Below are 25,232 nucleotides of genomic sequence, written 5' to 3' on the forward strand. Positions count from 1 at the left end.
TTTTATTACATTAAAAGAAAATAGTGTATCTTCTCTGTCAAAAAAGCCGAATCGATTTTTTGTTCATAAATTAGTCATAATTACAGCTTAGTATTACCACCTAAAGAAGCTAAATGGGTGCGATCTTACTATGCATTTCCTCTTTGTATCTCGTCGTAATATACATGCTCGATATTATAAAAAGTTAATTGCTCAACTAGATCTGCATGCAAGTTTACATATTTTTGGTAAACCAATGCTCAGTGCATTAACATATTTACCTGACGCATTTAAAGTATCCTTTGATAGCGTTATTGCTACGCAATTAAAGCGTAAACAAGCAAAGCATGCTATTTGGCATAACTATCTGATAAAATTAGTCTACTCTTTTTTAATGAATGTAGTTGAGCGCTGTCGTTATGCTAAGTATTTAGCGTTATTCAAGAAGGAGCAGGCCACCCATTTAGTTATTTGGAATGGTCATAAACTGCCTAATGTTACAGTCGTAAATGCAGCCAAAAAGTTAGGTATTAGTGTTATTTATTATGAAAATGGCTTATTACCTAATACAACTTGTTTGGATCCCAAAGGCGTTAATTATGCATCTTCAATTCAACGTGAGAAACATTTTTACCTCGATATTGCACCTTCAAAAACTGCAGTTTGTGAAGCATCAGAATTAACAGCTAGAGTAAATCATAGAAAACGCAAAGCCTTTATGAAAAGCAAGCTGCCAGCTCGTTATATTTTTGTGCCGTTTCAAGTTCCTCATGATACGCAACTAGTATGTTATTCGCCTTGGGTTAATTCGATGGAGATGCTATTTACAGAGGTAATGACTGCGATTGAAAAGCTAAATGATCCAGACCTAAAAGTCGTATTTAAAGAACACCCTTCTTGGCATAAACATTATTCTCATTTATATAAAAAGCACCCTCAAGCAGTATTTGCTAATGGTAATATGGCAGCTGATTTAATTAATAACGCAGAGTATGTGATTACAATTAATTCAACCGTTGGCTTGGAGGCGCTATTGTTGGGGCGACGCGTTATTACATTAGGGCAGGCTTGCTATAACATTGATGAATTGGTTTTACATGCAGGTAACAGCGAGGAATTAATTAAGCGAATATTACTAATGAGCCAAGGTTGGCAATTCAACCCTCAACTTAGGGAGCAATTTTTCAATTATTTAAAGCATGTTTACAGTATTGAAGGAAGGTGGCAAGATTGCTGCAAAGAGCATGCTAAAGCTGTGGAGCAACGTTTACTCGGGTTAGATGTTTTTTCTCAGCAAATTAATGAAGTAAAGGACCATAATGAAAAACATAGTAACTTGCCAATGGTTGAACGAGCACTTGAACGACCCCAAGCTGATTATTTTTGATGCCGGCATGGTGCGCCCTGGTAAGCCGGGTGAATATAAACCTCAAGCTAAGTTACCGAATGCTTTACGTTTTGATTTTAAAAAGCAATTAGCCGATCAAGAAAATCCACTACCACATACTATGTGTAGTGCTGAGCAATTTACTCAGCAAATGCAGTTGCTGGGGGTTGATAAAGATTCGCTGGTGGTTATCTACGAGGATAAAGGATTATTTAGTTCGGCCCGAGGTTGGTGGATGTTTAAAGCCATGGGCTTTGATAATGTTAAAGTTCTCAGTGGGGGCTTAGAAAAATGGCAATCTCTCGGGTATCTCACCCAAGTTGAATACAGCCATAATCATCATAAAGGTAACTTTATAGCCAACCCAAGAACAGATTATTTTATAGATGCAGCAGCGGTATTTAACGGTATTGATGATGAGCACACGGTACTGCTTGATGCGCGGGGTTATCAGCGTTATTTAGGTGAAATGGCAGAGCCGAGAGTGGGTATGCGCAGCGGCCATATTCCTAATAGCCGTGCTTTGCCTTTTGGGGAACTGTTAGAGGGCGGCGAAGCAAAACCATTAACTGACATTAAAGCAGCATTTGATGTAGTTCTTGGCGATCAAGCTGATCTACACACTCGCTTGCAATTTAGTTGTGGCTCAGGTGTGACTGCTTGTATTTTGGCGTTATTTGCCGATGAATGTGGTTATCAAAACTTGCATGTCTATGATGGTTCATGGAGTGAATGGGGGGCTCGAGAAGAGTTGCCTATTGAAACAGGCCCTTGCCCCGCACGTTAAAATGCAAACGCGTAGTGCCGCCAGTAGTCAATTGCTTTGTTATTAAGTGGCTGGCGCACTTGTACTTTACTCGCCGTTGCTGACGGGCTGAGGTGCTGATAAAAATCAAGACATTGCGCCTGCCAAGGCAAATCACAAAAATCATAGAGTTGTTGCGTGCTTTTTATTGGTTCTGACACTAATGTTTCGTATTGCATAATCATCACATTAGCGGAGTGTTTTGCTGCAAAGTGATTGATCAAATCGCTGTAATCCTGATAAAAGCTGTCTATATCTTGTAGGTTATAACTGTAGTGATGAAACGCACTGGCTGGGCTGTATAGTTGACGATAATTAGCTATGCAGCTGTCTTCGCGTCCTCGTTGCATGCAAATAATTTTTGCTTTTGGAAATGCCGCTAAAATTAAATCAATATAGTAAAAATTAAACGGTTGTTTGTCACAACTACGCAGTAGTGGTGCCACTAATTGCTTAATACGCTGCTGATAGTGGCTAAGCTGAACTGGCAGCTTTGTATTTTTATATGCCTCATTGAGCACATGCTTACTCAATACCTGAGCATGCTTGCCTTGGCAAAGCTGGGCAATATCATTAAGTTCACCCACTCCATGTACTTGTGTTGACTGATTCATTATTTTTTCTAACAACGTTGTGCCTGAGCGTGGCATACCTACGATAAATAGCGGCGCAAAATTGCTGTCGCTTGAGCGCGCCTTATAATCATTACTGAGTGTTATCAGTTGCTCACAAAATTGATGGTGGGTTTGTGCATCATATTTCACATGCTCAGAGATTGCTTGTTTACTGGTAGTAAAGTGTACAAAGGCTTGTTGATAATCAGCGCAATGTTCATAGTTCAGTGCGATCGCGTGGTGTAAAAATTGCTGTTGCATGGGCGTTTTAGCGGATTCGCTCAAAGATAATAGTTGTTGTAGATGGTGTTTAGCCTGTTGGCTGTCGTTTAATTCAGCTAGCGAATAGTGAGCTTGAAAATGCTGTGGATGTTGTTTTATTAATTTGTGTAGCAGCTGTTGCGCATCACTAAATTGCCCCATGATTTTATAGGCTACGGCTAAGTTATAACAGATTTGTGGATTTTTAGGGGCTTGTTGATAGGCACGTGATTGCCATTCGAGTGCGAGCTGATAGTGTCCTAGACGCGTTAATACATTGGCAATTAAATCGCATTCAATAGCTGTAAATTGTGGATGTTTTATAGCTTCATCAATAGCTAGTTGCGCATCTAATAGCTGGCCACTGAGCACAGCAAGTTTAGCCGAGTGAGCAAAGTACACTGGCACAGGGGCAATGCTAATCGCTTTGGCGAGTAGTTTATTGGCCTTGTTAATATCCTTAGCTGCAATATTTACTTGCGCCAGTAAAAAGTAGCTAAAGTGGTCATCTGGGTTTTGTTTTATATTACTGATCAGGAATAAATGCGCGTCATTAAGCTTACCTTGATTAATGGCGTGCTCAACGCGTTGTTGTAGGTGTTTTTGTATAGATGTCAGCATAGCAATAAGCATAAAAGCCTTGGCGTAAAACACCAAGGCTTTTTTAGTTTATAAAGAACCGTTATTACAGTTCAAAATTATACGTAAACTTCATGCCGATAGTACGAGGGGCTGTGGTGTAGTGCCCATACACACGTTGTAGTTCAGGCAGGTCTTTGTTTAGCTCTTCATACTTAGCCATTCCCGCCCATGATTTATCACGACGTACTGAGGTAAACGCATACTTATCGAATAAGTTATCAACATAGAGAGTGGCTGACCACATATCGCCTGTTAATTTGGCTGATAAGTTACTCAGAGCATAGCCTGCAAGCGTTTCACCATCGGCTTTTAAGCCAACTTTTGTGATCACATCACTTTGTGCAGTCATACCATAGTTAATACTTAATAGTTTATCGTCTAACACATCTTGCTCATAACGCAGGCCGAATGAAAATTGATGCTCAGGCGCACCTGGTAAACGATCGCCATCAGCACCATCGTAGTATGATTGATACTGTGCGTAATCTTCGCCTAATATGCCTAACAATCCAGGAGCATCTTCAGTTAGCTCTGCCTTTGCGTAAGCATAAGTGGCGTAGGCAGTCCAGTTATCAGCAATCATAGCGCGTGATGAAATTTCCACACCTTTTGAATTGGCTGCACCGGCATTTGAGGTGATTAGCTCTTGGCCATTTACGGTTGCAGTACCAACCTGAGCATCTTTCCAATCAACATTAAAAAGTGCCGCGTTAAAGTGTAAGCGGTTTTTAAGCCAGCTCGATTTAAAACCAAGTTCATAGTTTACCGTAGTGTCTGGTTTATAATCTTCTTCGCTTGGTAGTGCACAGACAATTTGTTGCTCAGGTAGTACCTCTGGGCAAGGTGCGATACCATTACCACCACCAATTCTAAAGCCTTCACTGACGGTAAAATAAGCAAGCACTCCAGAATCAAATGTGTAACTGGCGTTAAATTTGAACAAGTTTCCATTGTCGCTAGCGCTAACGTTTTCCATTACTAAATCGTCAAGAGATGTAAAGTCACCTGAGTACAGCGGTGTTGCAGAGCCTGATGTGGTTGATACATCATACTCATAAAAACGTGCACCTAGCGTTACGTTAAATTGCTCAGTAAAAGCATAACCGACTTCACCAAAAAGGGCCGTTTCGGTGGTTTCAGAATCGCTGATTAAAATATACTCAAGATCATCTTGTACATTTGGAATACCACCACCCCAAAACTCAGTTAAACCTGGTGTGTATTCACGATCGTCTGAGTGGCTCTCAAGCTTGTTGTAGTAACCACCGACAATCCAGTTGAAAGCGCTATCAGAGTTAGACACTAAGCGAATTTCTTGAGTGAAACTATCACGTTTTGAAGTATCCAAAGTTTGAGCTACAAACGCAGGAAACTCTGCATAGCCACTCCAAATATCGTAAAGTAAATCGGTTTGGTCGCGTTGCCCAGATTGCTCGTAGCTTGACCAGCCTGAGGCTGAAACAAGCTCAGCAAAGCCTAAGTCAGCCTTGATCTCTAAGCTTAGTAAGTCGTTTTCTTCTTCACCCGGCTCAAGTATGCGGGCGGCATTTTCATACTGCCCAACCATACCGTGTAAGGCGCTGCTGTCGCTTAATGAGTTATATTGTGACGTAGAGTTGCCGCCATTTTCTTGTTTTTGATAAAAATAGTTAAGCGTTGCTTCTACAGCTTCATTGGCTTGCCAGCGCAGTGATACACGACCTGTGGTAATCTGCTCATCGTTCACATCACTGACACTGCGTAAGTTAGCGTTAACGTCTTGCTCATTCGTAAAATCAGGATTTGGGTTCGATACCCCAGGGTTTTGCACCACGTAGTTATAATCGATATAACCTGGGTTAGTGTAATAATTAACACTGGCGCGGATTGCCAATACATCATCAATTAATGGTGTATTAAACACTAAACCAAATTCACCACCGGTGCCGTCGCTTTCATTTAAGCTAAATACGTCACCAGTAACTTGGCCTTCGGTAATATCAAGCTCTGGTTGCTTTAATAAGTAACGAATAGCGCCACCTAATGTACCTGCACCGTATAAAGTCCCTTGTGGACCAATAAGCACCTCAACACGATCAACGTCAGTTAAACGTAAATCAATATTAAGTGGGATTTCACCAACGTAAGTTGCCACCGTACCACCATCAGAAATACGATCAGAGGTATTGGTATTTAAACCACGTACAATGATAGGTGAGCCTTCACGACCACCCTGATCAGAAATTGTTAAACCAGGCACCCAGCGTGCGACATCTTCAAGATCAGTAATGTTTTGATCTTTAATCACATCAGCATCAAGAGCGGTAATATTTAGTGGTGCTTCCTGCACTGAGCCCGCACGACGAGTAGCGGTAATTTGAATGGTTTCAATCGCTTTGTCTAGTTGGGTTGTGGATTCTTCAGCTGCAAGGTGTTGGCTATTAAATAAAATAGCTGAAACAGCTGATGCAAGAAGTGCTGGCCTAAAGGTGCTCATGTTCATTTTCCGAATAAGTTACAGTAATTTTATGCTTAAAAATCAAAGTAATTTGATTTTTTAAACAGAATACAGTGGATGTTTAGTGAATTTATATCCAATTATAGTGTATTTTTATTCTTTTAGTCATGCGTTATTTGCAGCTTTATGTCATTATTTTGAATAAATACTCTATACGTTTTTATAAGGGCAATTTTTACAATTGTTTTTACAGCATTTTCCACGCTTTAAGAAAAACCAACGAGTGAATACCATGTAGCTATTTTGCATTTCATAGTCGAGGTTTTCTATTAAATTAGCATTGCTTTGAAAGCGTTTAGCAAAAGCCAGTTGCTCTTTTAAAGGTTGGTCATACAAGGTAGTTAAAAATTGATTAATTTTAACCAGCGTACACGCTTTGCATAAACAGCTGGTGGTTGTGCTATCAAGGGGTAAAATAGCGGGCAGTTCATTGCACCAACAGGCATTAATGTTATCAACATTACATGTAAGCGTTGTTTGGCATTGTGAGCAGGCTAAAATCGTCATTTATATTCATTCAGTTTTTAAAGTAATCATTATTAGAATAACAGATAAGCAACTATGAACAGAGCACAAGCGCTAGCAGAATTCGTTACTTTTGGTAAAAACAGGGATCAAGCCATTGGTATAATTATTTCAGCAAATGATGCTGAGCCGATCCCATGCTATGTATTAACGCTCGAAAGCGTACTTGATGTGCTCAATCGATGCCTTACAGGCGAAATAGATTTAGACGACCTAGAGCTGTGGGCTAACGCTATAGAATCAAGAACCGACATCGACTACAGCGCCGTTGAAGGGGTTATTTACGCGCTAAGTAATAGCGAACAAATGGGGGAGCTGGATAAGAGCAAAGTGACGAGGCTGGTTGAGTTATTGAAAATCTAGCCGTCAGCCGTCAGTTTAGTGATCTGACCCCTGTAAAATAAAGGCCATCTTGATTTAACAAGCATGGCCCTTATTTTTGAGCTGAGAGCTGAGAGCTGAGAGCTGAGAGCTGAGAGCTGAGAGCTGAGAGCTACTTATGATACCCCAAGCAGGTTTCTACTTCGTTTTTCGAACCTAAAATCACCGCTACGCGTTGGTGGATAGCATCAGGTTGAATATCCATAATACGCTCAGTACCCGTTGAGGCGATGCCGCCAGCCTGTTCGATTAGCATCGCCATTGGATTTGCTTCGTAAAGTAGACGCAGTTTATTTGGCTTGTTCGGATCTTTAGTATCTGTAGGGTAGGTAAAAATACCACCGCGGCATAATACGCGATGCACGTCACCAACCATGGCTGCAATCCAACGCATGTTGAAGTTACGTGCACGTGGCCCTGTTTCACCTGCAATTAAGTCGTTAATGTAATTTTGCATGGCTGGCTGCCAATGACGCTGGTTTGATGCATTGATAGCAAATTCGTTGGTCTCTTCAGGAACCTTCGCAAAATCTTCAGTTAATAAGAATGTGCCGTGGGTTTTATCTAGTGTGAAAAAGCGCGTGCCTTTACCTGTAGTTAGTGCTAGCACTGTTGATGGACCATATAAAACATAACCTGCCGCAACTTGGTTTTTACCTGGTTGCATGAAAATACTTTGATCGGCAGGATCTGAGCCTTCAGGTGCTTTCATTATTGAAAAAATAGTGCCCACTAATGAATTGATGTCAGTATTTGACGAGCCATCAAGTGGATCAAATGCAACAATATAGCTTGCATCAGGGTTACCAGCCACGGTGTAATCTTCTTCTTCAGAGGCAATGGCTTTTACATAGCCTGATTCCAGTAAAATGTCTTTTAGTAGCTGATTGGTTAACACATCTAGCTTTTTTTGGGTTTCACCTTGAATATTCTCATCGAGAGTTGAACCAAGTACGCCAGATAATGCGCCTTGGCCTACGCGAAAAGAAATTTCTTTACATGCTGCTAAAACTGTTCGGATCAACGAGATTAAATCTCTAGGGCAACCGTCTTCGAGTAATACTGGAGGTAGTCTACGCATTCTATTTTCCTGATAACGTTATGAGCTATGATAATCATAAGGGGTGAGAGGGATTATCAAAGCAAGCGCTGAATTTCGTCTTAAATAACTGTATTTTAGGCGCAATATCCTATACTGGAAACACCTTGAATGTATTTAAAACGCGAATAACAAAGATAAGATTATGCAAAAAATACCATTGATACGTTACATACTCTTTACTGTGTTGCTGACTATGATAACCCAAGCGCACGCAGCAATTAAGTCTATTAGTGATTTTACTGAGCAAATGAATCATTTTCCGGGCTATTTTTCTTTTTATTATGATACTCAAAATGGCAAAGTTTACTTAAAAGTCGATAAACTCAAGCAGCAATTTCTATTACAGCAAAGCTTGCCTTATGGCGTCGGCTCTAATGATATTGGCCTTGACCGTGGTCAATTAGGTAATACTCATTTGGTACAATTTGAGCGCTTTGGCGACAAAGTGATGTTGCGAGCTATTAACAGTTATTACCGGGCTAATACCAGTAATAAGGCTGAGCAAAAAAGTATTCAAGAAGCGTTTGCATCGAGTATTTTGGCTGGCTTCAATGTCGTGGCGCAAAATTCAGAGGCCGCTTTGATTGACTACACGCCTTACTTACTCAGTGATGTACATGGGGTGAGTCGCACTTTAGCTGCGCGTAAGCAAGGCAACTTTAATCTTGATGAAAGCCGCAGCGCTGTCTATATTGAGCGCTCAAAAGCATTTATGAAGAATACCGAACTCGAAGCCGTATTAACGTTTAAAGGCAGCCAGCCCGGTGAGTATATCCGTCAAGTCAGTGCTGATCCGTATGCGTTAACAGTGCATATGCATCACTCTTTAATCGAATTACCGGATGATAATTACACACCACGTGCATTTCATCCTCAGTCTGGTTATTGGAGTATCGAACACAAAGATTATGCAGCCCCGCTTGGTGAGTCTATGTTAGTGCGCTATATACCGCGCCACCGCCTTAGTAAAAAAGATCCGACACTACCGATTAGTGAACCTGTTGAACCGATAACTTATTATTTAGATCCTGGTGTACCTGAGCCCGTGAAAACGGCGTTACTTGATGGTGCCAAATGGTGGGATGATGCCTTTGCCCAGGCGGGTTATAAGAATGCTTTTATCGTTAAAGTATTACCAGATAACGCGGATCCTATGGATATTCGTTATAACGTGATCCAGTGGGTACATCGTGCCACCCGAGGCTGGTCTTATGGTAGCTCGGTGATTGACCCTCGTACTGGGGAAATTTTAAAAGGGCATGTGACTTTAGGATCACTGCGTGTACGCCAAGATATCTTAATTGCTGAAGCCCTAGCGGCGCCTTATTTACAAGGCAACGAAGTGGCTAAAACACTGCAAGCGATGGCGCTTGATCGTATCCGTCAACTCAGTGCCCATGAAATTGGTCATACGCTAGGTATTGCGCATAACTTTTCAGCGTCAGTGGCCGATCGTGCTTCTGTTATGGATTACCCTCATCCATTAGTTGGCTTTAATGATAAAGGTGAGCTGGATGTTAACCGTGGTTATGCACACGGTATGGGGCAATGGGATACCCAAGTAATTAAGTACGGTTACAGTGATTTTACTGGTTTTGATGAAAGCAAAGAGTTAGCTGCTATTTTGGCTGATAATCAAAATAAAGGGTTGGAGTTTATCTCTGATAGTGATGCTAGGGCACAAGGTGGCGCGCACCCAACCGCACATCTTTGGGATAACGGTAGTTCACCCAGTGAAGAACTGAGACGGGTACTGGAAGTAAGAAAACAGGCACTTGCTCAATTTGGTATTAATAACATAAAAACGGGGACGGCGTTATCGCAGTTAGAAGAAATGCTGGTGCCGCTTTATTTATTTCATCGCTATCAAGTGGAGTCTGTGGTTAAACTGATTGCCGGCGTTGATTATGATTACGAGGTTCGCGGAAATTCACCTGTTAAAGGTGCACTGGTGGTTGCTAAAAAGCAGCAGCAGCAGGCATTAAGCGCTATTTTAAGTACGTTAAAAGCCGATAATTTGCTGTTACCCGAGACTGTACTCGCTTTAATTCCGCCCAAAGCGTACGGTGAATCTAAAAACCGCGAAAGTGTCATTGGCCGTACAGGTTTAACACTTGATGCTATGGCATTACCTGAAGTGTCTGCTCAGCATAGCTTATCGTTACTACTAAATGCTCAGCGGCTAAATCGTCTAGCGCAACAGCAGGCACGCAGTGAAGCATTCTTTAGTTTAGACGAGCTCCTCGCACAGTTATATGAACAGGTTTTTAAAGTTCAAACAACTACGACTATGGCGCAGAAAATTGCGCAGCGAGTGCAGCTACTTACAGCTAAACAATTTGCTGATTTAATTGCTAGTGATAAAGTTGAACCAGAGGTGCAAGCTCAGTTGCGCTATTATTTAGTGAAATTGAGTGAAGAATATCAACAGCGTTCATTGCTTGGCAGTGTCGATGTGGGTGAAAGTGCATTTAAGCAGTATCTGGTAGAGCAAATTAATCAGTTTCTAATAAATGGTGCTTGGCCTATGAACTTCAAAGTACTTCCTATTCCACCGGGGTCACCGATTTAACACAACCAGCTAGGCCCTAGCTGCTAGGGCCTAGGTTTAGTTTTTCTTGCATAAAACTGGGTTTTTGTTAACCTAGCTGCCTTTCATTTTTAGTCTTTTTTGAGGTGTTTATGGCGTTCTTATCTCGTTCGATATTGGCGATGTCCATAGCACTATCAAGTTTTAATGTCTGCGCGAAAGTCAGTTGTGACGTTGAATTAGGGCATGGCTTGATCATTACTGATGATGTAATACGTATTGTTGATAAAGGCCAAACACGCGTACAGATAAATAATGATAACCAGTTGTTTATTCGTGGGTATTGGATAGATTTAAGCCCTGAAGAAAGCCAAGTATTAATGCAGTTCAGCGCAGGTATTCGTGATACGGTGCCTGAATTGGTAGAACTTGCAACTGATGGTGTAAACCTTGGGTTAAGTGCGATAGAGCAAGTTGTTGAAGGTATGTCTGATAAAGAACCAGAGGTATTGAAAACACAACTGCAATATGTAGAACGTGCTTTAATGGATAAGTTTAAACGTGGTGATGATTTCTTTTTCATTGCACCACAATCCCTGTCAAAAATAGACGATTTTTTCACAGAAGAAATTAGTAAAAAAATTCATTCGGCCGTTCATGGCTCACTTGGCGCAATATTAGTATCACTTGGCGACGCTTTTAAATCTCGCGAAGGTAATATTGAAGATCGCATTAATGATATGGGTCAACGGATGGATATTATTTCAAAAGAAATAGATAAATCCTTACAGAAGAAAGCCCAACAACTCGAATTTAAAGCCTCAGAGTACTGCGAATGTTTAAATTCACTAGATGTCACTGAATCACGATTACAAATGATAGTACCCAGTATGGCTGATTTTGACTTAGTGCAAATTAAATCGTAGTTGCTATGCAGTAATTATATTTGAATCAATAAGCTTTTGCTTAATAGGCCCTTCGAAAAAACCTCTGAAAAGCATGTTTTCTATAATTATTAAAGGAAAGCCATCACCGGAAAGTTGTTCAAACTCCTTTAAGCCTTGCGGATTTTTTTCTATGTCAATTTCGATGTACTTGACGTGATGTTTATCTAACATTTCTTTAGCTTTTGCACAAAAGTCACACCAATCAACAGTATAAATTTTTACCTTATCTATATCAGTGATACCCACATGTTGATAATTACCAACTTCTATAGCCGGTTCTTTGAATAAACCCTTAACCGTGGGTAAAGCATACTGACCTAGCAGTGCACCTAAGCATACTGTAATAAAGAAAATAGTCGTGTATTTAGCGAGTGATTTCATCTATGTATTTTTCATTACGTTAGTTGGAAAAGGGGGAAAGCCCCCCCATTTTTAACTGCTGCACTTACTTATGCAGTTTGCTTTTACATCCCTGCAGTTTAAGTAAGAATTATTCGATGACATTGCACATTTATAATATTCATAGCCGCAATAATTATCTATAGAGCCATAGGGTTCCCAGTTGCAGTCACTAACTGCTGAAACAGTTGCTGTCATTCCAATACCAAATGACAGACCTAGAATTGCTGTTAAGAGTTTCTTTTTTTTCATGACTAGTTCCTTTTTAGTTAAGAATTTGGAAACGCTTACTACCTTTTCCAGTTCCCAAAATAACCACCAAAGACAGCGCTGTCAATTTATTTTATATTTATTTAACGTTTTAGCTACATTGTTACGACCTAAATTTACCCGTTTCAGCTTCTAAATCGCTTGTCAGGCCTTTTATTAAGTCTGTTGCGGCATGTGCTTGATGTGATACATCGGCAGTTTGTGATGCGGTATCTGAGATGGTCACAATTCGTCTTGCCGTATCTTCTCCAGCATCAAGTTGCTCTTTAGCGGCGATCGCTATTTGATGGCTCATTTGAGCAATAGCACTTAATGATGTCGCAACACGTTGTAACTCTTCGCTGGCATCTTTTGATTTCGCAACTGTTTGCTCGCTAGTTGCAATACTTAAAATAACTGATGTTTTCGCATCTTTAGTTGCTGATTGCAATTTACTGATCATAGTGCGAATTTCTTCAGTGCTGGTTTGCGTGCGTTGCGCTAATTGGCGCACTTCGTCAGCAACAACAGCAAAACCTCGCCCTTGCTCGCCGGCACGGGCAGCCTCAATGGCGGCATTAAGTGCTAAGAGGTTAGTTTGCTCGGCAATACCTTGAATAACACTTAACACATTTGCGATATTATTTACTTCATCATCAAGTAGTTGGATGTTATTACCAGCGCTGTCAATTTGTTGCTCTAAAAGCACAATAGTGTTTGCTGCTTCTGTTGTTAGATGATTTGCACTTTGGCCTTGGCGTTCCGCTTCTTGTACTGAATATGCGGATTGCTCGGCATGCTCTACAACGGTTTGTGCTGATGCCGTCAGCTCAGTTATGGCTGATGCGACCATATGAGTTTCTTCATTCAGACTGCGAGTCAATTTATCAAGCTCTGTCGAGCGAGATTCATTATCGAGACTTTGATTTTTTAAGCTATCAGTTACATCTTTTATGCCGCCTACTACGCCACGTAAGCCTTGTTGCATATAATGCATAGCTGCAATGATACTCTCAGGTGGTGCATCCGTTCTAATATGAGAATTTAAATTACCGTGTGAAACCTGCGTAACGATATTAATAACCTCTTTTACCTCACCGCCTAAGGCATTACTGAGTGAGATACCAAAACGAGCGATCGCTGCTGTTAAACCAAGGGCAATGAGTAATGATAGTCCTAGCAACCATTTTGCGGTATTCCAGTAACGCTCATCGACTTCTTTAGCGCTGATCCCTGTGCCAACATACCAGCCAAAATACGGTGTTTTTTGTACTACAGAGGTTAAATCAACCGTTTCGCCTTCACGGACTGAATCCCAGTGGTAAGTAATTATTTTATTCGTTTGATTCCCCACTAGCTGCTCAACCATATGACCAATGCTCTTGCCACTGGCATCTTTGAAGTCGTTAAAGCTGGTATTATGAAGTTCAGGATCATGGGGAGTGGCAATAAAGTCGAGTTTGTCATTTACGACATAGACATATTCACTGTCGTGATACTTGTTCTCACGTAACATTTTTGTGGCAAAGTCTCGCGCCTGTTGCTCACTTAATTGCCCGTTTTTTGCTAGCAATTCAAACTGCTCTACAATATTAGCAGTGCTTTTCATTAACTGATTTATACGGGCGATATTATCGCTTTCACTTGCGTGACGAAGAGATTGTAAGCCCAGTAATGCAATAGCATTAAGTGCTATAAACATCGCTCCAGCAAACAAGATTATTTTAGTTCTTAATGCTAAACCTGACAGCACATTGCGCCCCTTATTATTATTATGACCCTAAATTTCTACCATGTTTATCGGCCAAGAGTAAGTTTTAATTAATAATAATAAGGAATTTTTACGTGACTTTTACTCAAGTTTCTGTTTTGGGTTCTTAGAGCTTCACTTCATCGCTTGTTAAAAGTCGATATTCACCACTATTTAAATTTTCATCAAGTTCAATGTCGGCTATTTTTTCTCTATGTAATTCAACTACCTTATTACCGACGGCAGCAAGCATACGCTTTACTTGGTGATATTTCCCTTCGCAAATTGATAGCCGTAAGCTGTAAATCGCAAGTTGTTCTGCGGTGGCGGGGCGGGTACGTTCTTTTTCGTTGTGCAACAGTACGCCCAGACGAAGTTGTTCAAGTGCATCTTCGGTGAGTGCTTCTTGTGTTTCAACGAGGTAGGTCTTAAATTTATTGTGCTTAGGCGATGTGATCTTATGTGACCAATCACCATCATTGGTGATCAGTACCAACCCTGTTGTATCAAGATCAAGACGGCCTGCAACATGAAAATCACTCATGTTAGGCTCGTCCAAGAGTTCAAATACTGTAGGATGCAAATCATCGCTATTCGCACATACATAACCAACAGGTTTATTGAGCATGTAATAGCGCTTTCCCAAAAATGCTAGAGGCTGGCCTTGATACACAATTATATCGGAGGCTGTGATTTGATGATCATAGGTTGTGACCACTTCACCATTGACTGTTGCATCTTTGCGCTTAATGCCAGCTCGTGCTTTAGTGCGTGGTATTTCAGCTAGATGGCTAATAAATTTATCTAAGCGGCAAGGAAATTTCATTGGGTTCACATTTTGAGTCAGCTACAATGGTGGCGAGTATAACGAATCAGTACAGTCTATGACAGTGCCAAACGGGCAAATTTTACAGCATTACTATACGCAAATTAATTGTGGCAAGCTTCAGCGCGATGATGCCCAACTTAAGGCTGTAAAGGCGCTTGGTGAGCTTGCTCAAGCGCTACAACGGCCACAAGTTTGGTGGCGTAAGTCGGTGAGTCCGCGAGGTATCTATTTATATGGTCCGGTAGGGCGGGGTAAATCGATGCTAATGGACTCGTTCTATGAGCGTGTCGCAATTGAGCAAAAAACACGATTGCATTTTCATCATTTTATCGCGCAAGTTCACACCCGATTAGGACAATTACAAGGCTTACAAAATCCCCTACAGCAAATAGCCCAAGAGTGGTCAAAAACATTAAAGCTTATTTGTTTTGATGAGTTTTTTGTCTCTGATATTGGTGATGCGATGATCATGGCAGGGCTGTTTAAGGCTTTATTTGCCAAAGGTGTGGTATTAGTGGCTACGTCAAATTGTCAGCCAGATCAGCTTTATTATAACGGTTTACAGCGCGCGCGATTTTTGCCCACCATCGAGCTATTAAAAAGCCACTGTCACATTATTAATATTGCAGGCGTTGTTGATCACCGTTTTCGTTTTGGTACACATACGACTTATTACTTTAATAGCGCTGTTGAAAATCAGTTACAAAGCAATTTTTTAGCTTTTGCAGATCAATTGCTCACAGATAAAAGTGTGACTATTTGTGGACGTAACATTGAATGTCTACAACGCAGTAATAATGCCATTATGTTTGATTTTATGGCGTTGTGTTCAGGTCCTCGCAGTACTGCTGATTACATATATTTAGCACAGCATTACCAACGAGTGTATGTTTGTAATGTACCTGCAATGGGGGTTATGGCAACAAATAAGCAAATTGTCCATGGTATTGAAGATAGCTATCAGCGAGAAAAACAAGATTTACAAGAACATACTTTGGATGATGAAGCTCGGCGTTTTATTGCCTTAGTGGATGAGTTTTATGATCGCGGTAAACTGCTGGTACTCAGTGCGCAAGTAGATATTGCAGATTTATATCAAGGGCAAAAGTTAGCATTTGAGTATGCCCGTACTGAATCACGGCTAATCGAAATGCAAAGTTGGCGCTAAGTAATAAAAAGAAAAAAGGTACGCTCTAGCGAGACGTACCTTTGACAACAACCTAGTAGGTATAAAGCAAGTGAAGCACTATGGCTTCACAGCAATAAATTTAGACGCTATCTTAAAAACTATATTGTGCACCTAAGTACACATAACGACCTGTACCGCCGCCGTATCCACTGTAATAGTTACCGTTGCCGCTAGGGTAGAATGCTCCCTTATTGTCAAAAATATTATTAACGCCACCAAATACGCGTAAATCGCTCTGTGGTGTTAAGGCCATAGTGTAAGAGGCTGATAAACTATGCTTTATGTATGAACCGTAGTCTTGATAAGCGAGGGGCTCAGGGTTGGCAATACAGTCTGCATTTGCAGCAGCACAGTTTTTATCGTTGTCTGCCACGGCCGCTAGGTAGTCTTTTTCGTCTTGTTGATCGGCTTTAAAAGAACCCAAGAAGTTAGTACGCCAACGGATCCGTAGGTCATCAAAACTCCACGCAATAGACATTGCAGCTTTATCTTTACTGCGGCCATATCCAGCATACTGAGTGACAACATCGTTACCATCTAAACCTTCATAAGTTTGTGAGTTTTCAATAACGTGATTGTAATCAAGTTTTAATGCGACGTTACCATAACTACCTAGCTCAAAGTCATAGGTGGCAACTACGTCATAACCACGGGCAGTTAACTCATCTAAGTTATACTCGCGTTGTAGAATTTTGATGATGTTACCTTCGCTATTACGGGTAATATCATTACAGAACTCATTGTCACTGCCCCATGCTGCTTCTGAGTCATAACATTCACGCATTATGTTTTCGTTACTGATCTCGTCAATGGCATCCACAATAGCAATATCGTAGTAATCTACAGCAAGGTTGAAGCCGCTGAAAAACTCTGGAGATAATGTCACACCAAAGGTGTAAGTATCTGCGGTTTCTTCTTTAAGGTTTGGATTACCAGTGCCCGGTGAATAGTTGTTATCTTCACTTTCAAATTTAAAGTCTGGATTTTCAGCAAGCTGTTTAGCTAAAGTTGGTTCTAAACGACAATTAGCATGACCCGGTTTAGTTGAAGTAGCAGTTAAGCCATCACAAATATCATCATATGAATCAAAGTCTCCACGTGGTGGCGACATTAATTCAGTGATAGTCGGTGCGCGCTGCGCACGAGCATAGTTAGCTCTTACCATATAGCCATCAATAGGTTGCCATAACAAACCTAGTTTATAACTGGCTACCGTGTTCACGTTCTCCATACTGTAATTTGCTAAGCGCAGTGAAGTTTCAGCGGATAAACTTTTTGCTAATGGTGCATCTTGTAGAAGTGGAATAGCCAACTCTGCAAAAGCCTCATAGACCTCAACTTCACCATAAAATGAAGGAACCACATTAAATGTAATGCCACCCACTTTCATATCATCACTGGTGTCTAGGCTTTGGGTGTCTTTACGGTATTCACCACCAAATACAGCTGACACATTACCGGCTGGCAGTTCAAATAAATCGCCAGTGATATAACCCATCACAGTGTATTGCTGAATTTTAGTATCAATAATTGGGTTGGTACGGATCCAATCGGCCATATCTGGTGTGATTGAGCCTTCACCGAATAAGTTAATTGGTACACAGCCTGCAGCACGTGCCGCGTCATCAATACATTGTATAGTGCCGTCGGCTAACTTTTCAGCTTGTAATGCTTGATTTAAGTTAACCACGTTTAACTCGTTATTACGAATTTGATGCTGTTTAAATTGCCCGTAACCGGCTGATACATCCCAATCCCACTGGTGATCAAACATAGTGCCTTGTAATCCTGCCCAAGTGCGGATTGTAGTACGGTCGTTATCGGTACTAATGTTACCCACTTCACCGAAGCGACGATCCCAGTAAATTCGATCTCTGTATGGGTTGGCATCTAAAATTTGCTGCGGTACATAAGGGTTATCAATGGGGATATAGCCAGGCGCTATATCGGCAATTGGATCGCCTGTTACAGCATCATAGCGAGGCACAAATGCACCTTCATATTCATCCTCAGGTGATTTATCGTTGAATGAACCACTTTTGCTGTATTGCAGTTGAAAGTAACTTATGATGTCGTCGGTGACATCAAAATCGATTTTTACAGCCGTTGAAAAGTTATCACTGGGTACATCCAGCATTACGAATTGGTTTGAGTTAATACCATAGATTTCTTCATTGTCTTTCCAGTCATCACGTAGAGTTTGACCGTCATACCAAAATTGGGTGTCGTTATTGCTATTTTCTAAAAAAACGCCCCCTAAAGTACCGTCGCTTTTACTCATCCAGTCTGCTTGAGTAATATCTCGCATACATTGAGAGCCGGTTGCGGTTACCATTTGATTACACATTAAATCGTTATTATAGCTATGTGCTGCTTCTATTTTTGCCCGGTCGCGATCATAGTAGCTAATACCAAAATCACGATCCCAGTTAGCACTAAAAAACACATAACCTCTATTATCGGCAAATGAATCACCGTAATTTAAATCCAAAGTAAACTCTTTACCACCGCCTTCGGTTGTTTGACCACCACGTGCCTGAAAATCAAATCCCTCTTTCTTTGACTGAGTAATAATATTTACCACACCGGCTACGGCATCGGCACCATAAGTAGCAGACGCACCGCCACTGATGATTTCAACGCGTTCAACCATGCCACTGGGAATGGTATTTAAACTGACATAGTTACCGCCGTAGCTATTTGAAACTACACGACGACCGTCTATAAGAGTGAGAGTACGATTAGCGCCTAAATCACGTAACTCAACGGTTGAAAGCCCGGTTCCTGAAATACTAGATTGACTCGTATTATTACCAATGCTTTGGCTCAGTGCTGGCATGTTGTCGACAAGTACATCAGATAGGTTACCAAGCCCTGTATCCTGAATGGCAGAGCGATCCATAGTGACTAGCGGCGTAGCAACAGAGAAACTATCGCGTTTTAAGCGAGATCCGGTCACGACAATTTTTTCAGGTTCTGCTTGCTTAGCTTCATTGATTGTTGTTTGACTCGGTGTTAATTGGCGTTCAATTTGTGCATCGTTTGCAATTGAGTGGCCCGAAAAGCTTGCCGTGATAGCCAGTGCTAGAGCGCATTTTCTTGTTGATATTTTGCTCACAGATTTCCCTTATATTTTTAATTTTATAAAACTAATGCATTAGCCATTTTGACGGGCAGTTCAAAATACTTCGGCTAATGCATCAGTGGATGGGGTTTACGGAGTTGTTTTTAAGTAACCGTGAACAAAAACACAATGAAAGGTATCTCGTTTATATCCCTATTTTACATCTATTTAATATCTATTCTTTTGTTATCAGTTGTTTGCGTTATTATATGTGGCACCCTAATAAATTAAGTTTGTGCCGTTTATCGCGTTGTTTTGCTTTTTCTACTAACAATGAGGTACCCTTCTAGACTGCTAAACATAAAGGTGTCAAAGCGTTACTTATGAAAACAAATCAGCCATTTCTTGTTGGACAGTGCCAAGTTTGTGCGTTTGAAAATAAGCTCATTTGTGCTGACAAGGAGCATGTACTACAGCCTAAATTTATTGAGTTGTTGTGCTTTTTAGTAGAACGCTACCCTGCGGCGGTGACTCGTGAAGAGTTAATCACTAACGTGTGGGATGGAAATCAATTTGTTGGTGAAAAAGCACTGACAAATGCGATATGGCATTTACGAAAAACCTTTAAAGAGCTTGATCCTGAGCGCAGCTATATCACTACGTTGCGTAAAACCGGTTATCGTTTAGATCAGCCACCGATATTTGCTGAGTTACACAAAAGTGAGACCTCATCACAAGAATTACAGCCAACTGTAATTGCAACAAAGCAAGGGCGCATTAGTAACCTACAAATAGCCACTGTATTAATGATTACTATGATGTGTATTGCATTTTTTTATTTTCAACGCACGCCAATCATTTCTGCGCCGCTAGTTACTACCACTTTAGCTGAGCATATAGAAACCATTACAACTAACCCAGGGCGTGAGTTATTTCCGGCTATCTCAAACGACAGTCATTTTCTTGCTTATTCTTGGCGTCGTCCTGGCCAACAAACAAATCTTTATCTACGAGATTTATTTTCCCCAGAGCAAGCCGCTATTGCCCTGACCGATAGTTTATATGTTGAGGGGCGTGCGGTATTTAGTGATGATCTCAATGATATTTTTTATTTTCGTTTGGATGCACAAGAACGCTGTGAAATCGTGAAACAGCAAATCGTAACGGCAAAAGTAACGGTATTGGCTTCATGCGGGCAAGGTGGAAACCTTGACCTTGATATAAATAGAGCAGGTAGTAAGTTGGTCTTTATTAGTGAGGGTAACAAGACTCTAGGTCAAACAAAGCTAAATATTATAGATTTGCAAAGAACGGACATGGCGATTACTCAAGTTCCTTGTCCTGATGATTGTCAGTTTTATGATGAGTCTGTGGTATTTTCTCCTGACGGGGAGCAGTTGCTGGTATCGCGTAATTTAGCGTCAGGCTATGAAGCGCTGTTTTTAGTTGAACTGGCTACTGGCCAAGCGAAGCAACTAACCCCAGAATTTGTTGATATTCGCGGTGTTGATTGGCACCCAAATAAAGACATTTTGGTGTTTTCGGGCGTTGAGCAAGGCAAGCGCCATGGTTATTTTTATGAATTAGCAACGGGGCGGTTAATCGACTCGCAAGTTAATGGGTTAAGTTATCCTGAATATGGTCAAGATGGTAGTTTATACTTTCATCAATGGCATATCGATTCTGCGTTGATGCGGGTAGAGACAGATAATGCAATTGCCAGTTCGCCATTTCCGATTCTATCGACCCACTTTAATACGCGTTTCCCTGATTACAGTGCTATAAAAAATAAATTGGCGTTTGTATCTAATGAGTCTGGCAGCACTGAATTGTGGATCGCTAACAAAGATGGCACCGAGCGAAAAAAAATTACCGAGTTAAATGCTACTATTTACAGCCCTGTCTGGTCTTTTGACGGGCGCTATATTGCTTTTATTGCATCAAAAAACGCTATGAATACTTTGCAGTTATATGATTTTAATACGCAAACAACGACAGAGTTAAAAACGGGCTTTAACTATCATGGTAAGCCGAGCTGGGCACAAGACAGTCGCAGTATTTTGACGTCAAATGGTAATGAATTATATCGGTTTGATCTTAACGGTAATAACTTAGGTAAGGTGATTGAACAAGCTACGCTGTATGGGTATGAAGATCGCCATGGCGCAATCATTTTTGCAGATCTGAATGCGCGGCAGTTATGGATAAAACAACCAGATAGCAAGCACGCTGAACTACTCGTTGATGCTATTAACTTATCAAATCATTTATCATGGTATTACGTCGAAGGTGCTACACAGGCTACATCTCGCGTGTATTATTTTAATGTTGAGCAAGCTGATTATCGGCTAAGTTATTATGATTTTGCATCGCAAACAAAGCATGATGTGATTCGTTTACCTGAGCGGGCATTTAGCCGTAGCTCAGGTTTAACTTATATCAAAGAAGTGGGGTGGTTGGTATATACCTCGTATAAGTCACCGCAAATTGATATTAAACGTATTAAAGCGGAGTATTTACCTTAAGGTCTGTTTATCTTTCGAGGTTAATCCTTAACGGTCAACAGCCTCTAGCATTTACGGTAAATCTCGTGTTCCATGTCGTGTACGTTGACGCTTAAACTATCAGAATCCCGACAGTAAATTTGTAAACAATGCAGTAAACTTTCGCTGAGTTGTTGTTTTTGTTCAATACTGCGCCCAGCCATAATATGTACAGCAATATGTATAAAGCCTTCTTTACCATCGCCTAGTTGATAGTGGGTGTAGGCAATGGCGCGGGTTTTGATTGTTGGTAGTTCAAATAAACCAGTGGCAAATGCCGCATTGTGTATTTTTTCAACCAATACTTGCGGTAATACAGGTAAATCTTCTGAGTGCTCAATAATAATATGCGGCATGGGATCTAGTGACCTCCTTTAGAAACGGTAGGTGAAGCCTAAGCTTGTTTGAAACTGATTAAGTACATCACCATCAAAATGCCATAAACATTGATTGTCTTCATCAGTCGGTAATGTACACGAAACGTTACTGGCGTTATTAACTATCGTTGCTAACCAACGAGTTTCAAATAAAACCCGGGCTTGGTCGTTAAATAAGTATTCAAATCCGCCATATAAGCCACTGGCAAAGAAGATATCTGAACTGACAAAATTAGGTTTTACATAGTTAGCACCAATTTGCGCGCCAACATAGCCGTTAACGCGGTTACCTAACGGGACTTCAATAGCACTTTGAAACAAAAAATACTGCATTTCTACATCGAGTTCAGGAGAGGATTCAAAGTCACTTTTGGTATTAGAAAAATAAAATCCATAGCGAGCAGAATCGATTGTTCTATCAATACTAAAAGCAAGATGATTACTATCATCAAGCTCAATCGCTAAACCTTCTTCTGTCTGCAATGATTGGTTAAAGCTTTTACCCGTGTAAACACTGAGTGAGTAGCCAGCTGCTGCGCTGTGACTTATAAACAGTAAACAAAATGCAGTGAATGCTTTTTTCATAGTGTCGGTGCTCGTTGTTGTGATTTATTTGAGTTAGTATTGAAGCATAGTTAAATGTAAGCTACAAACCGTTCTACCTATTTGGAGCAAGGAAAATTATGAAAGCGATTATATTTGGTGTATTGGCAAGTTTACTGCTCACTTTATCAGGGTGCTCTGATGATGCAGCTTCAGTAAGTTTAGGGTTATTTACCACCAAGGATATTAAAGTGGTAGCACAGCAGGATCCTTTAGTTACTGGGGTTACTTGCCATATAAGTCATGTTGAAGCTAATTTAGACTTTTCAGATCCATCTGATATGTCAATTTCATGTCGTCAAACAGGGGCAATTACCGCTGAGCAATTACAGGCGATTGATCGAAGCAAATCAGGTGAAGTGGTATTTAAATCATCAAAAAGTATTTTATTCAAATCCTTAAAAGTGCGTCGTATTTATGATGCACCGACTCGTACTTTATTGTATTTATCATATTCGACTAAAGAATCGACGGGTAGTCATCATCATGCGCTATCTACGGTACCTTTGTATAACACCCAAGCTTGGGCGTGGGCACAACAGCAGCAAGAGTAATTCAATGCAATCGGTAAAAGTAAAAAGAGCAAGCTATGTTAGCGTTATTTAAAAGTAAACCATTATTAGAACAACAAGAGCAGCAATGGCTGATTGATACTTTTGTGTGGGCGGTGGAAAACTTTGACAGTGACTATTTTCTGAGTCATTCACAATTAGTGCTCCCTAATCATCAGTGTTTTCCTGATGCGGTATCAAGTATTGAGGAAATGGCAAGTAAGGTGTTTGAGCGAGTGGTTGGTTATGCTGGGCTGCAAGCATGGCCTATTAAGCTAGTTGCTCCGCAGCAATTACAACCGCAAGTATTTCCTCATTTCGCTTTTAGCAATCAACTACGAGGTGAAAGCAGTCAATTAATTGTGCCTGCCAGTCATAATGTACATATATCGTTTAACCCCAATCAAATAAACCAGCCGCAAGACTTAGTTGCCAGTTTTGCTGGCACCTTAGCTACCATAATGATCCACCATGTTGGCGTATTACCTCCTGGTGGGAAAGAGTTTTTACCGCAAGCGGCAGATGCATTGGCGTGCTTTTTAGGCTTTGGGGTGATGATGAGTAACACAGTTTACCAATTTAAAGGGGGCTGTGGTTCGTGTTATAACCCGTATGCAAACAGGCAAGCAGCACTGAGTGAACCGCAAACTTTATTTATGCACGCACTGGTTTGCCACTTTAAAGGCCATCAAAATTCTAAAAAGTATTTAAAGCCGCATTTACGCAGTCAATTTAAAAAAGCGCAAAAAGAAATTAAAGCCTTGGTTAATGATACTGCTAACCCGTTATTGTTAGCACTTGATGAACAAAAAGCAGGGTGATAAGTGGCTTACTTAGATGAATTTTTATTAATTGCACTGGCTCACTTTTTTGCTGTAGCAAGCCCCGGTCCTGATTTTGCAATTGTACTTAAGCAAAGTATTCAACAAGGGCGAACGAATGCACTATGGACTAGCTTTGGGGTTGGCTTGGCAATCTTACTGCATGTTAGCTACTGTTTGTTAGGTGTTGCGGTACTTTTAACGCAATCACCAACCGTATTTATGGCATTAAAATATTTAGCGGGGGCATATTTGGCATATATAGGCGTACAAGCGCTCAGAGCTGCAAAGCCTGCAACCGCACAACACGAAACCACATCACATTCTGTTGTGGCTGAATCAAGTTGGATTGCCTTTCGCCGTGGTTTTTTTACTAATGCATTAAACCCTAAAGCGACTTTATTTTTTATGTCGTTATTTACCTTGGTGATCAGCCAATCAACACCGTTAATAATTCAAGCAGGTTATGGACTTTATATGGCGTTGGCAACGTGGCTGTGGTTTTCGTGTTTGTCTTTAGTGTTATCAAAGCCCAATGTACGTGGTTTTTTTCAAAAAAGTGGTCATTGGTTTGACCGTGGTATTGGCGTTATTCTGATTGCATTAGCGATAAGAATTGTGGTGTAAAGAAAGTATCAGTGTTCTGGATTTTGATTAAGTAAAGTAGGTAGTTATGGCTGTATATAATTTTTCGTTTGGTTCCAATATGTCATCAAGTCGGTTATTAGCGCGTTTACCAAACGCCACGCGTATTGGTACAGCTACATTGGCAGGCTACGAACTTACATTTGATATGCTAAGTTGTGATGGCTCTGGAAAAGGCAATATTCGCCCTGTTGATGACGATAATGCGCAAGTTTATGGCGTGGTGTACCAACTCAATGATGCCGAAAAAGAGATTTTAGATGCCATTGAAGGACCACGTTATGACTGTGTCGATATTCAAGTAACCCTTCTTGATGGAGAAAAAATAGCCGCACATTGTTATATCGCCAATACAACAGACGCAAACACCTTGCCTTATGATTGGTATATGCAGCACGTTTATCGCGGGGCGCTTGAAGCAGGCGTGCCAAATGCGTACAGTGAGGCCATAAAATCTCGGCCAATGTGCCAAGATAGCGATACTGTACGTGCGGCCATTGAGTTTGCTGTGCATAAAAATAAAAACGAGAACTAACCCCAAG

22 protein-coding genes are annotated in these 25,232 nt (G+C 40.8%); 11 read left to right on the forward strand and 11 right to left on the reverse strand.

Going from position 1 to position 25,232, the window contains the following annotated elements:
- The first annotated feature begins 130 nt into the window (after positions 1-130).
- Together CWB85_RS04655 and CWB85_RS04660 are read left to right on the forward strand one after the other, a co-directional pair.
- On the forward strand, positions 131-1,366 hold the full coding sequence (locus CWB85_RS04655; RefSeq protein WP_138554233.1) for a capsular polysaccharide export protein, LipB/KpsS family: 1,236 nt from the start codon (positions 131-133) through the stop codon (positions 1,364-1,366).
- Positions 1,299-2,153, forward strand: a complete 855-nt coding sequence (locus tag CWB85_RS04660; protein ID WP_138554234.1) for a sulfurtransferase — start codon at positions 1,299-1,301, stop codon at positions 2,151-2,153. The genes CWB85_RS04655 and CWB85_RS04660 overlap by 68 nt, the downstream gene beginning before the upstream one ends.
- On the opposite strand, the gene CWB85_RS04665 is transcribed toward CWB85_RS04660, so the two are convergent.
- The 3 genes from CWB85_RS04665 to CWB85_RS04675 form a co-directional block, all read right to left on the reverse strand.
- Positions 2,150-3,667: a tetratricopeptide repeat-containing sulfotransferase family protein gene (locus tag CWB85_RS04665; protein WP_249314784.1), complete on the reverse strand. Its 1,518-nt coding sequence runs from the start codon at positions 3,665-3,667 to the stop codon at positions 2,150-2,152. The two genes, CWB85_RS04660 and CWB85_RS04665, sit on opposite strands and share 4 nt — an antisense overlap.
- Before the next feature lie 64 nt (positions 3,668-3,731).
- Positions 3,732-6,164, reverse strand: a complete 2,433-nt coding sequence (locus tag CWB85_RS04670) for a TonB-dependent receptor (protein WP_138554236.1) — start codon at positions 6,162-6,164, stop codon at positions 3,732-3,734.
- 171 nt (positions 6,165-6,335) lie between these two features.
- The gene (locus tag CWB85_RS04675; protein WP_138554237.1) at positions 6,336-6,692 is read right to left on the reverse strand and encodes a DUF5522 domain-containing protein; all 357 of its coding nucleotides are present in this window, start codon (positions 6,690-6,692) and stop codon (positions 6,336-6,338) included.
- 54 nt (positions 6,693-6,746) lie between these two features.
- Here CWB85_RS04675 and CWB85_RS04680 point away from each other — a divergent pair, with 54 nt between their 5' ends.
- The gene (locus tag CWB85_RS04680; protein WP_138554238.1) at positions 6,747-7,073 is read left to right on the forward strand and encodes a hypothetical protein; all 327 of its coding nucleotides are present in this window, start codon (positions 6,747-6,749) and stop codon (positions 7,071-7,073) included.
- A 130-nt stretch (positions 7,074-7,203) separates the two neighbouring features.
- On the opposite strand, the gene CWB85_RS04685 is transcribed toward CWB85_RS04680, so the two are convergent.
- Complete coding sequence (locus CWB85_RS04685; RefSeq protein ID WP_016708447.1) at positions 7,204-8,172, reverse strand: class 1 fructose-bisphosphatase; 969 nt, start codon at positions 8,170-8,172, stop codon at positions 7,204-7,206.
- A gap of 163 nt (positions 8,173-8,335) precedes the next feature.
- Between CWB85_RS04685 and CWB85_RS04690 the strand changes: the two genes are divergently transcribed.
- Together CWB85_RS04690 and CWB85_RS04695 are read left to right on the forward strand one after the other, a co-directional pair.
- Entirely contained in the window at positions 8,336-10,765 is a 2,430-nt protein-coding gene (locus tag CWB85_RS04690; RefSeq protein ID WP_138554239.1) for a zinc-dependent metalloprotease, read from the forward strand.
- A gap of 110 nt (positions 10,766-10,875) precedes the next feature.
- The gene (locus CWB85_RS04695; RefSeq protein WP_016708449.1) at positions 10,876-11,649 is read left to right on the forward strand and encodes a YggN family protein; all 774 of its coding nucleotides are present in this window, start codon (positions 10,876-10,878) and stop codon (positions 11,647-11,649) included.
- A gap of 3 nt (positions 11,650-11,652) precedes the next feature.
- On the opposite strand, the gene CWB85_RS04700 is transcribed toward CWB85_RS04695, so the two are convergent.
- From CWB85_RS04700 to rsuA, 4 genes are all read right to left on the reverse strand, one after another.
- Positions 11,653-12,051, reverse strand: a complete 399-nt coding sequence (locus CWB85_RS04700; protein WP_016708450.1) for a glutaredoxin family protein — start codon at positions 12,049-12,051, stop codon at positions 11,653-11,655.
- A 51-nt stretch (positions 12,052-12,102) separates the two neighbouring features.
- Complete coding sequence (locus tag CWB85_RS22625; protein WP_138554240.1) at positions 12,103-12,321, reverse strand: hypothetical protein; 219 nt, start codon at positions 12,319-12,321, stop codon at positions 12,103-12,105.
- Between the two features lie 121 nt (positions 12,322-12,442).
- A complete protein-coding gene (locus CWB85_RS04710; RefSeq protein ID WP_171038987.1) occupies positions 12,443-14,071 on the reverse strand; it encodes a methyl-accepting chemotaxis protein in 1,629 nt (542 codons plus the stop codon).
- A gap of 124 nt (positions 14,072-14,195) precedes the next feature.
- Positions 14,196-14,894 (reverse strand): 16S rRNA pseudouridine(516) synthase RsuA, encoded by a 699-nt coding sequence (gene rsuA / locus CWB85_RS04715; RefSeq protein WP_138554241.1) that lies wholly within the window; start codon positions 14,892-14,894, stop codon positions 14,196-14,198.
- A gap of 58 nt (positions 14,895-14,952) precedes the next feature.
- On the opposite strand from rsuA, the gene zapE reads away from it, so the two are divergent.
- On the forward strand, positions 14,953-16,065 hold the full coding sequence (zapE, locus tag CWB85_RS04720) for a cell division protein ZapE (RefSeq protein WP_138554242.1): 1,113 nt from the start codon (positions 14,953-14,955) through the stop codon (positions 16,063-16,065).
- Between the two features lie 112 nt (positions 16,066-16,177).
- On the opposite strand, the gene CWB85_RS04725 is transcribed toward zapE, so the two are convergent.
- Positions 16,178-19,204 carry a TonB-dependent receptor domain-containing protein gene (locus tag CWB85_RS04725; protein WP_138554243.1) on the reverse strand — a complete coding sequence of 1,009 codons (3,027 nt, stop codon included), beginning with the start codon at positions 19,202-19,204 and terminating at the stop codon, positions 16,178-16,180.
- A 329-nt stretch (positions 19,205-19,533) separates the two neighbouring features.
- On the opposite strand from CWB85_RS04725, the gene CWB85_RS04730 reads away from it, so the two are divergent.
- Positions 19,534-21,675, forward strand: a complete 2,142-nt coding sequence (locus tag CWB85_RS04730) for a winged helix-turn-helix domain-containing protein (RefSeq protein WP_016708455.1) — start codon at positions 19,534-19,536, stop codon at positions 21,673-21,675.
- A gap of 44 nt (positions 21,676-21,719) precedes the next feature.
- On the opposite strand, the gene CWB85_RS04735 is transcribed toward CWB85_RS04730, so the two are convergent.
- Positions 21,720-22,049 carry a 5-carboxymethyl-2-hydroxymuconate Delta-isomerase gene (locus CWB85_RS04735; RefSeq protein ID WP_016708456.1) on the reverse strand — a complete coding sequence of 110 codons (330 nt, stop codon included), beginning with the start codon at positions 22,047-22,049 and terminating at the stop codon, positions 21,720-21,722.
- A gap of 18 nt (positions 22,050-22,067) precedes the next feature.
- Positions 22,068-22,655, reverse strand: a complete 588-nt coding sequence (locus CWB85_RS04740) for a hypothetical protein (RefSeq protein WP_138554244.1) — start codon at positions 22,653-22,655, stop codon at positions 22,068-22,070.
- A 98-nt stretch (positions 22,656-22,753) separates the two neighbouring features.
- On the opposite strand from CWB85_RS04740, the gene CWB85_RS04745 reads away from it, so the two are divergent.
- The 4 genes from CWB85_RS04745 to CWB85_RS04760 are packed head-to-tail and all read left to right on the forward strand — an operon-like array spanning position 22,754 to position 25,225.
- On the forward strand, positions 22,754-23,227 hold the full coding sequence (locus CWB85_RS04745) for a CreA family protein (protein WP_016708458.1): 474 nt from the start codon (positions 22,754-22,756) through the stop codon (positions 23,225-23,227).
- Positions 23,228-23,262: 35 nt separating this feature from the next.
- A complete protein-coding gene (locus CWB85_RS04750) occupies positions 23,263-24,045 on the forward strand; it encodes a hypothetical protein (protein ID WP_016708459.1) in 783 nt (260 codons plus the stop codon).
- A 3-nt stretch (positions 24,046-24,048) separates the two neighbouring features.
- On the forward strand, positions 24,049-24,672 hold the full coding sequence (locus CWB85_RS04755; RefSeq protein ID WP_016708460.1) for a LysE family translocator: 624 nt from the start codon (positions 24,049-24,051) through the stop codon (positions 24,670-24,672).
- A gap of 46 nt (positions 24,673-24,718) precedes the next feature.
- Positions 24,719-25,225 carry a gamma-glutamylcyclotransferase family protein gene (locus CWB85_RS04760; protein WP_016708461.1) on the forward strand — a complete coding sequence of 169 codons (507 nt, stop codon included), beginning with the start codon at positions 24,719-24,721 and terminating at the stop codon, positions 25,223-25,225.
- Positions 25,226-25,232 lie beyond the last annotated feature (7 nt).

Origin of the sequence: Pseudoalteromonas sp. S1727 (assembly GCF_005886375.1) — a bacterium.
GTDB classification, from domain to species: Bacteria; Pseudomonadota; Gammaproteobacteria; order Enterobacterales; family Alteromonadaceae; genus Pseudoalteromonas; species Pseudoalteromonas haloplanktis.

Coding starts and splice junctions, on each gene's coding strand:
- CWB85_RS04655 (WP_138554233.1), top strand. CDS start 131: ATGCATTTCCTCTTTGTATCTCGTCGTAATATACATGCTCGATATTAT.
- CWB85_RS04660 (WP_138554234.1), top strand. CDS start 1,299: ATGAAAAACATAGTAACTTGCCAATGGTTGAACGAGCACTTGAACGAC.
- CWB85_RS04665 (WP_249314784.1), bottom strand. CDS start 3,667: ATGCTGACATCTATACAAAAACACCTACAACAACGCGTTGAGCACGCC.
- CWB85_RS04670 (WP_138554236.1), bottom strand. CDS start 6,164: ATGAGCACCTTTAGGCCAGCACTTCTTGCATCAGCTGTTTCAGCTATT.
- CWB85_RS04675 (WP_138554237.1), bottom strand. CDS start 6,692: ATGACGATTTTAGCCTGCTCACAATGCCAAACAACGCTTACATGTAAT.
- CWB85_RS04680 (WP_138554238.1), top strand. CDS start 6,747: ATGAACAGAGCACAAGCGCTAGCAGAATTCGTTACTTTTGGTAAAAAC.
- CWB85_RS04685 (WP_016708447.1), bottom strand. CDS start 8,172: ATGCGTAGACTACCTCCAGTATTACTCGAAGACGGTTGCCCTAGAGAT.
- CWB85_RS04690 (WP_138554239.1), top strand. CDS start 8,336: ATGCAAAAAATACCATTGATACGTTACATACTCTTTACTGTGTTGCTG.
- CWB85_RS04695 (WP_016708449.1), top strand. CDS start 10,876: ATGGCGTTCTTATCTCGTTCGATATTGGCGATGTCCATAGCACTATCA.
- CWB85_RS04700 (WP_016708450.1), bottom strand. CDS start 12,051: ATGAAATCACTCGCTAAATACACGACTATTTTCTTTATTACAGTATGC.
- CWB85_RS22625 (WP_138554240.1), bottom strand. CDS start 12,321: ATGAAAAAAAAGAAACTCTTAACAGCAATTCTAGGTCTGTCATTTGGT.
- rsuA (WP_138554241.1), bottom strand. CDS start 14,894: ATGAAATTTCCTTGCCGCTTAGATAAATTTATTAGCCATCTAGCTGAA.
- zapE (WP_138554242.1), top strand. CDS start 14,953: ATGACAGTGCCAAACGGGCAAATTTTACAGCATTACTATACGCAAATT.
- CWB85_RS04730 (WP_016708455.1), top strand. CDS start 19,534: ATGAAAACAAATCAGCCATTTCTTGTTGGACAGTGCCAAGTTTGTGCG.
- CWB85_RS04735 (WP_016708456.1), bottom strand. CDS start 22,049: ATGCCGCATATTATTATTGAGCACTCAGAAGATTTACCTGTATTACCG.
- CWB85_RS04740 (WP_138554244.1), bottom strand. CDS start 22,655: ATGAAAAAAGCATTCACTGCATTTTGTTTACTGTTTATAAGTCACAGC.
- CWB85_RS04745 (WP_016708458.1), top strand. CDS start 22,754: ATGAAAGCGATTATATTTGGTGTATTGGCAAGTTTACTGCTCACTTTA.
- CWB85_RS04750 (WP_016708459.1), top strand. CDS start 23,263: ATGTTAGCGTTATTTAAAAGTAAACCATTATTAGAACAACAAGAGCAG.
- CWB85_RS04760 (WP_016708461.1), top strand. CDS start 24,719: ATGGCTGTATATAATTTTTCGTTTGGTTCCAATATGTCATCAAGTCGG.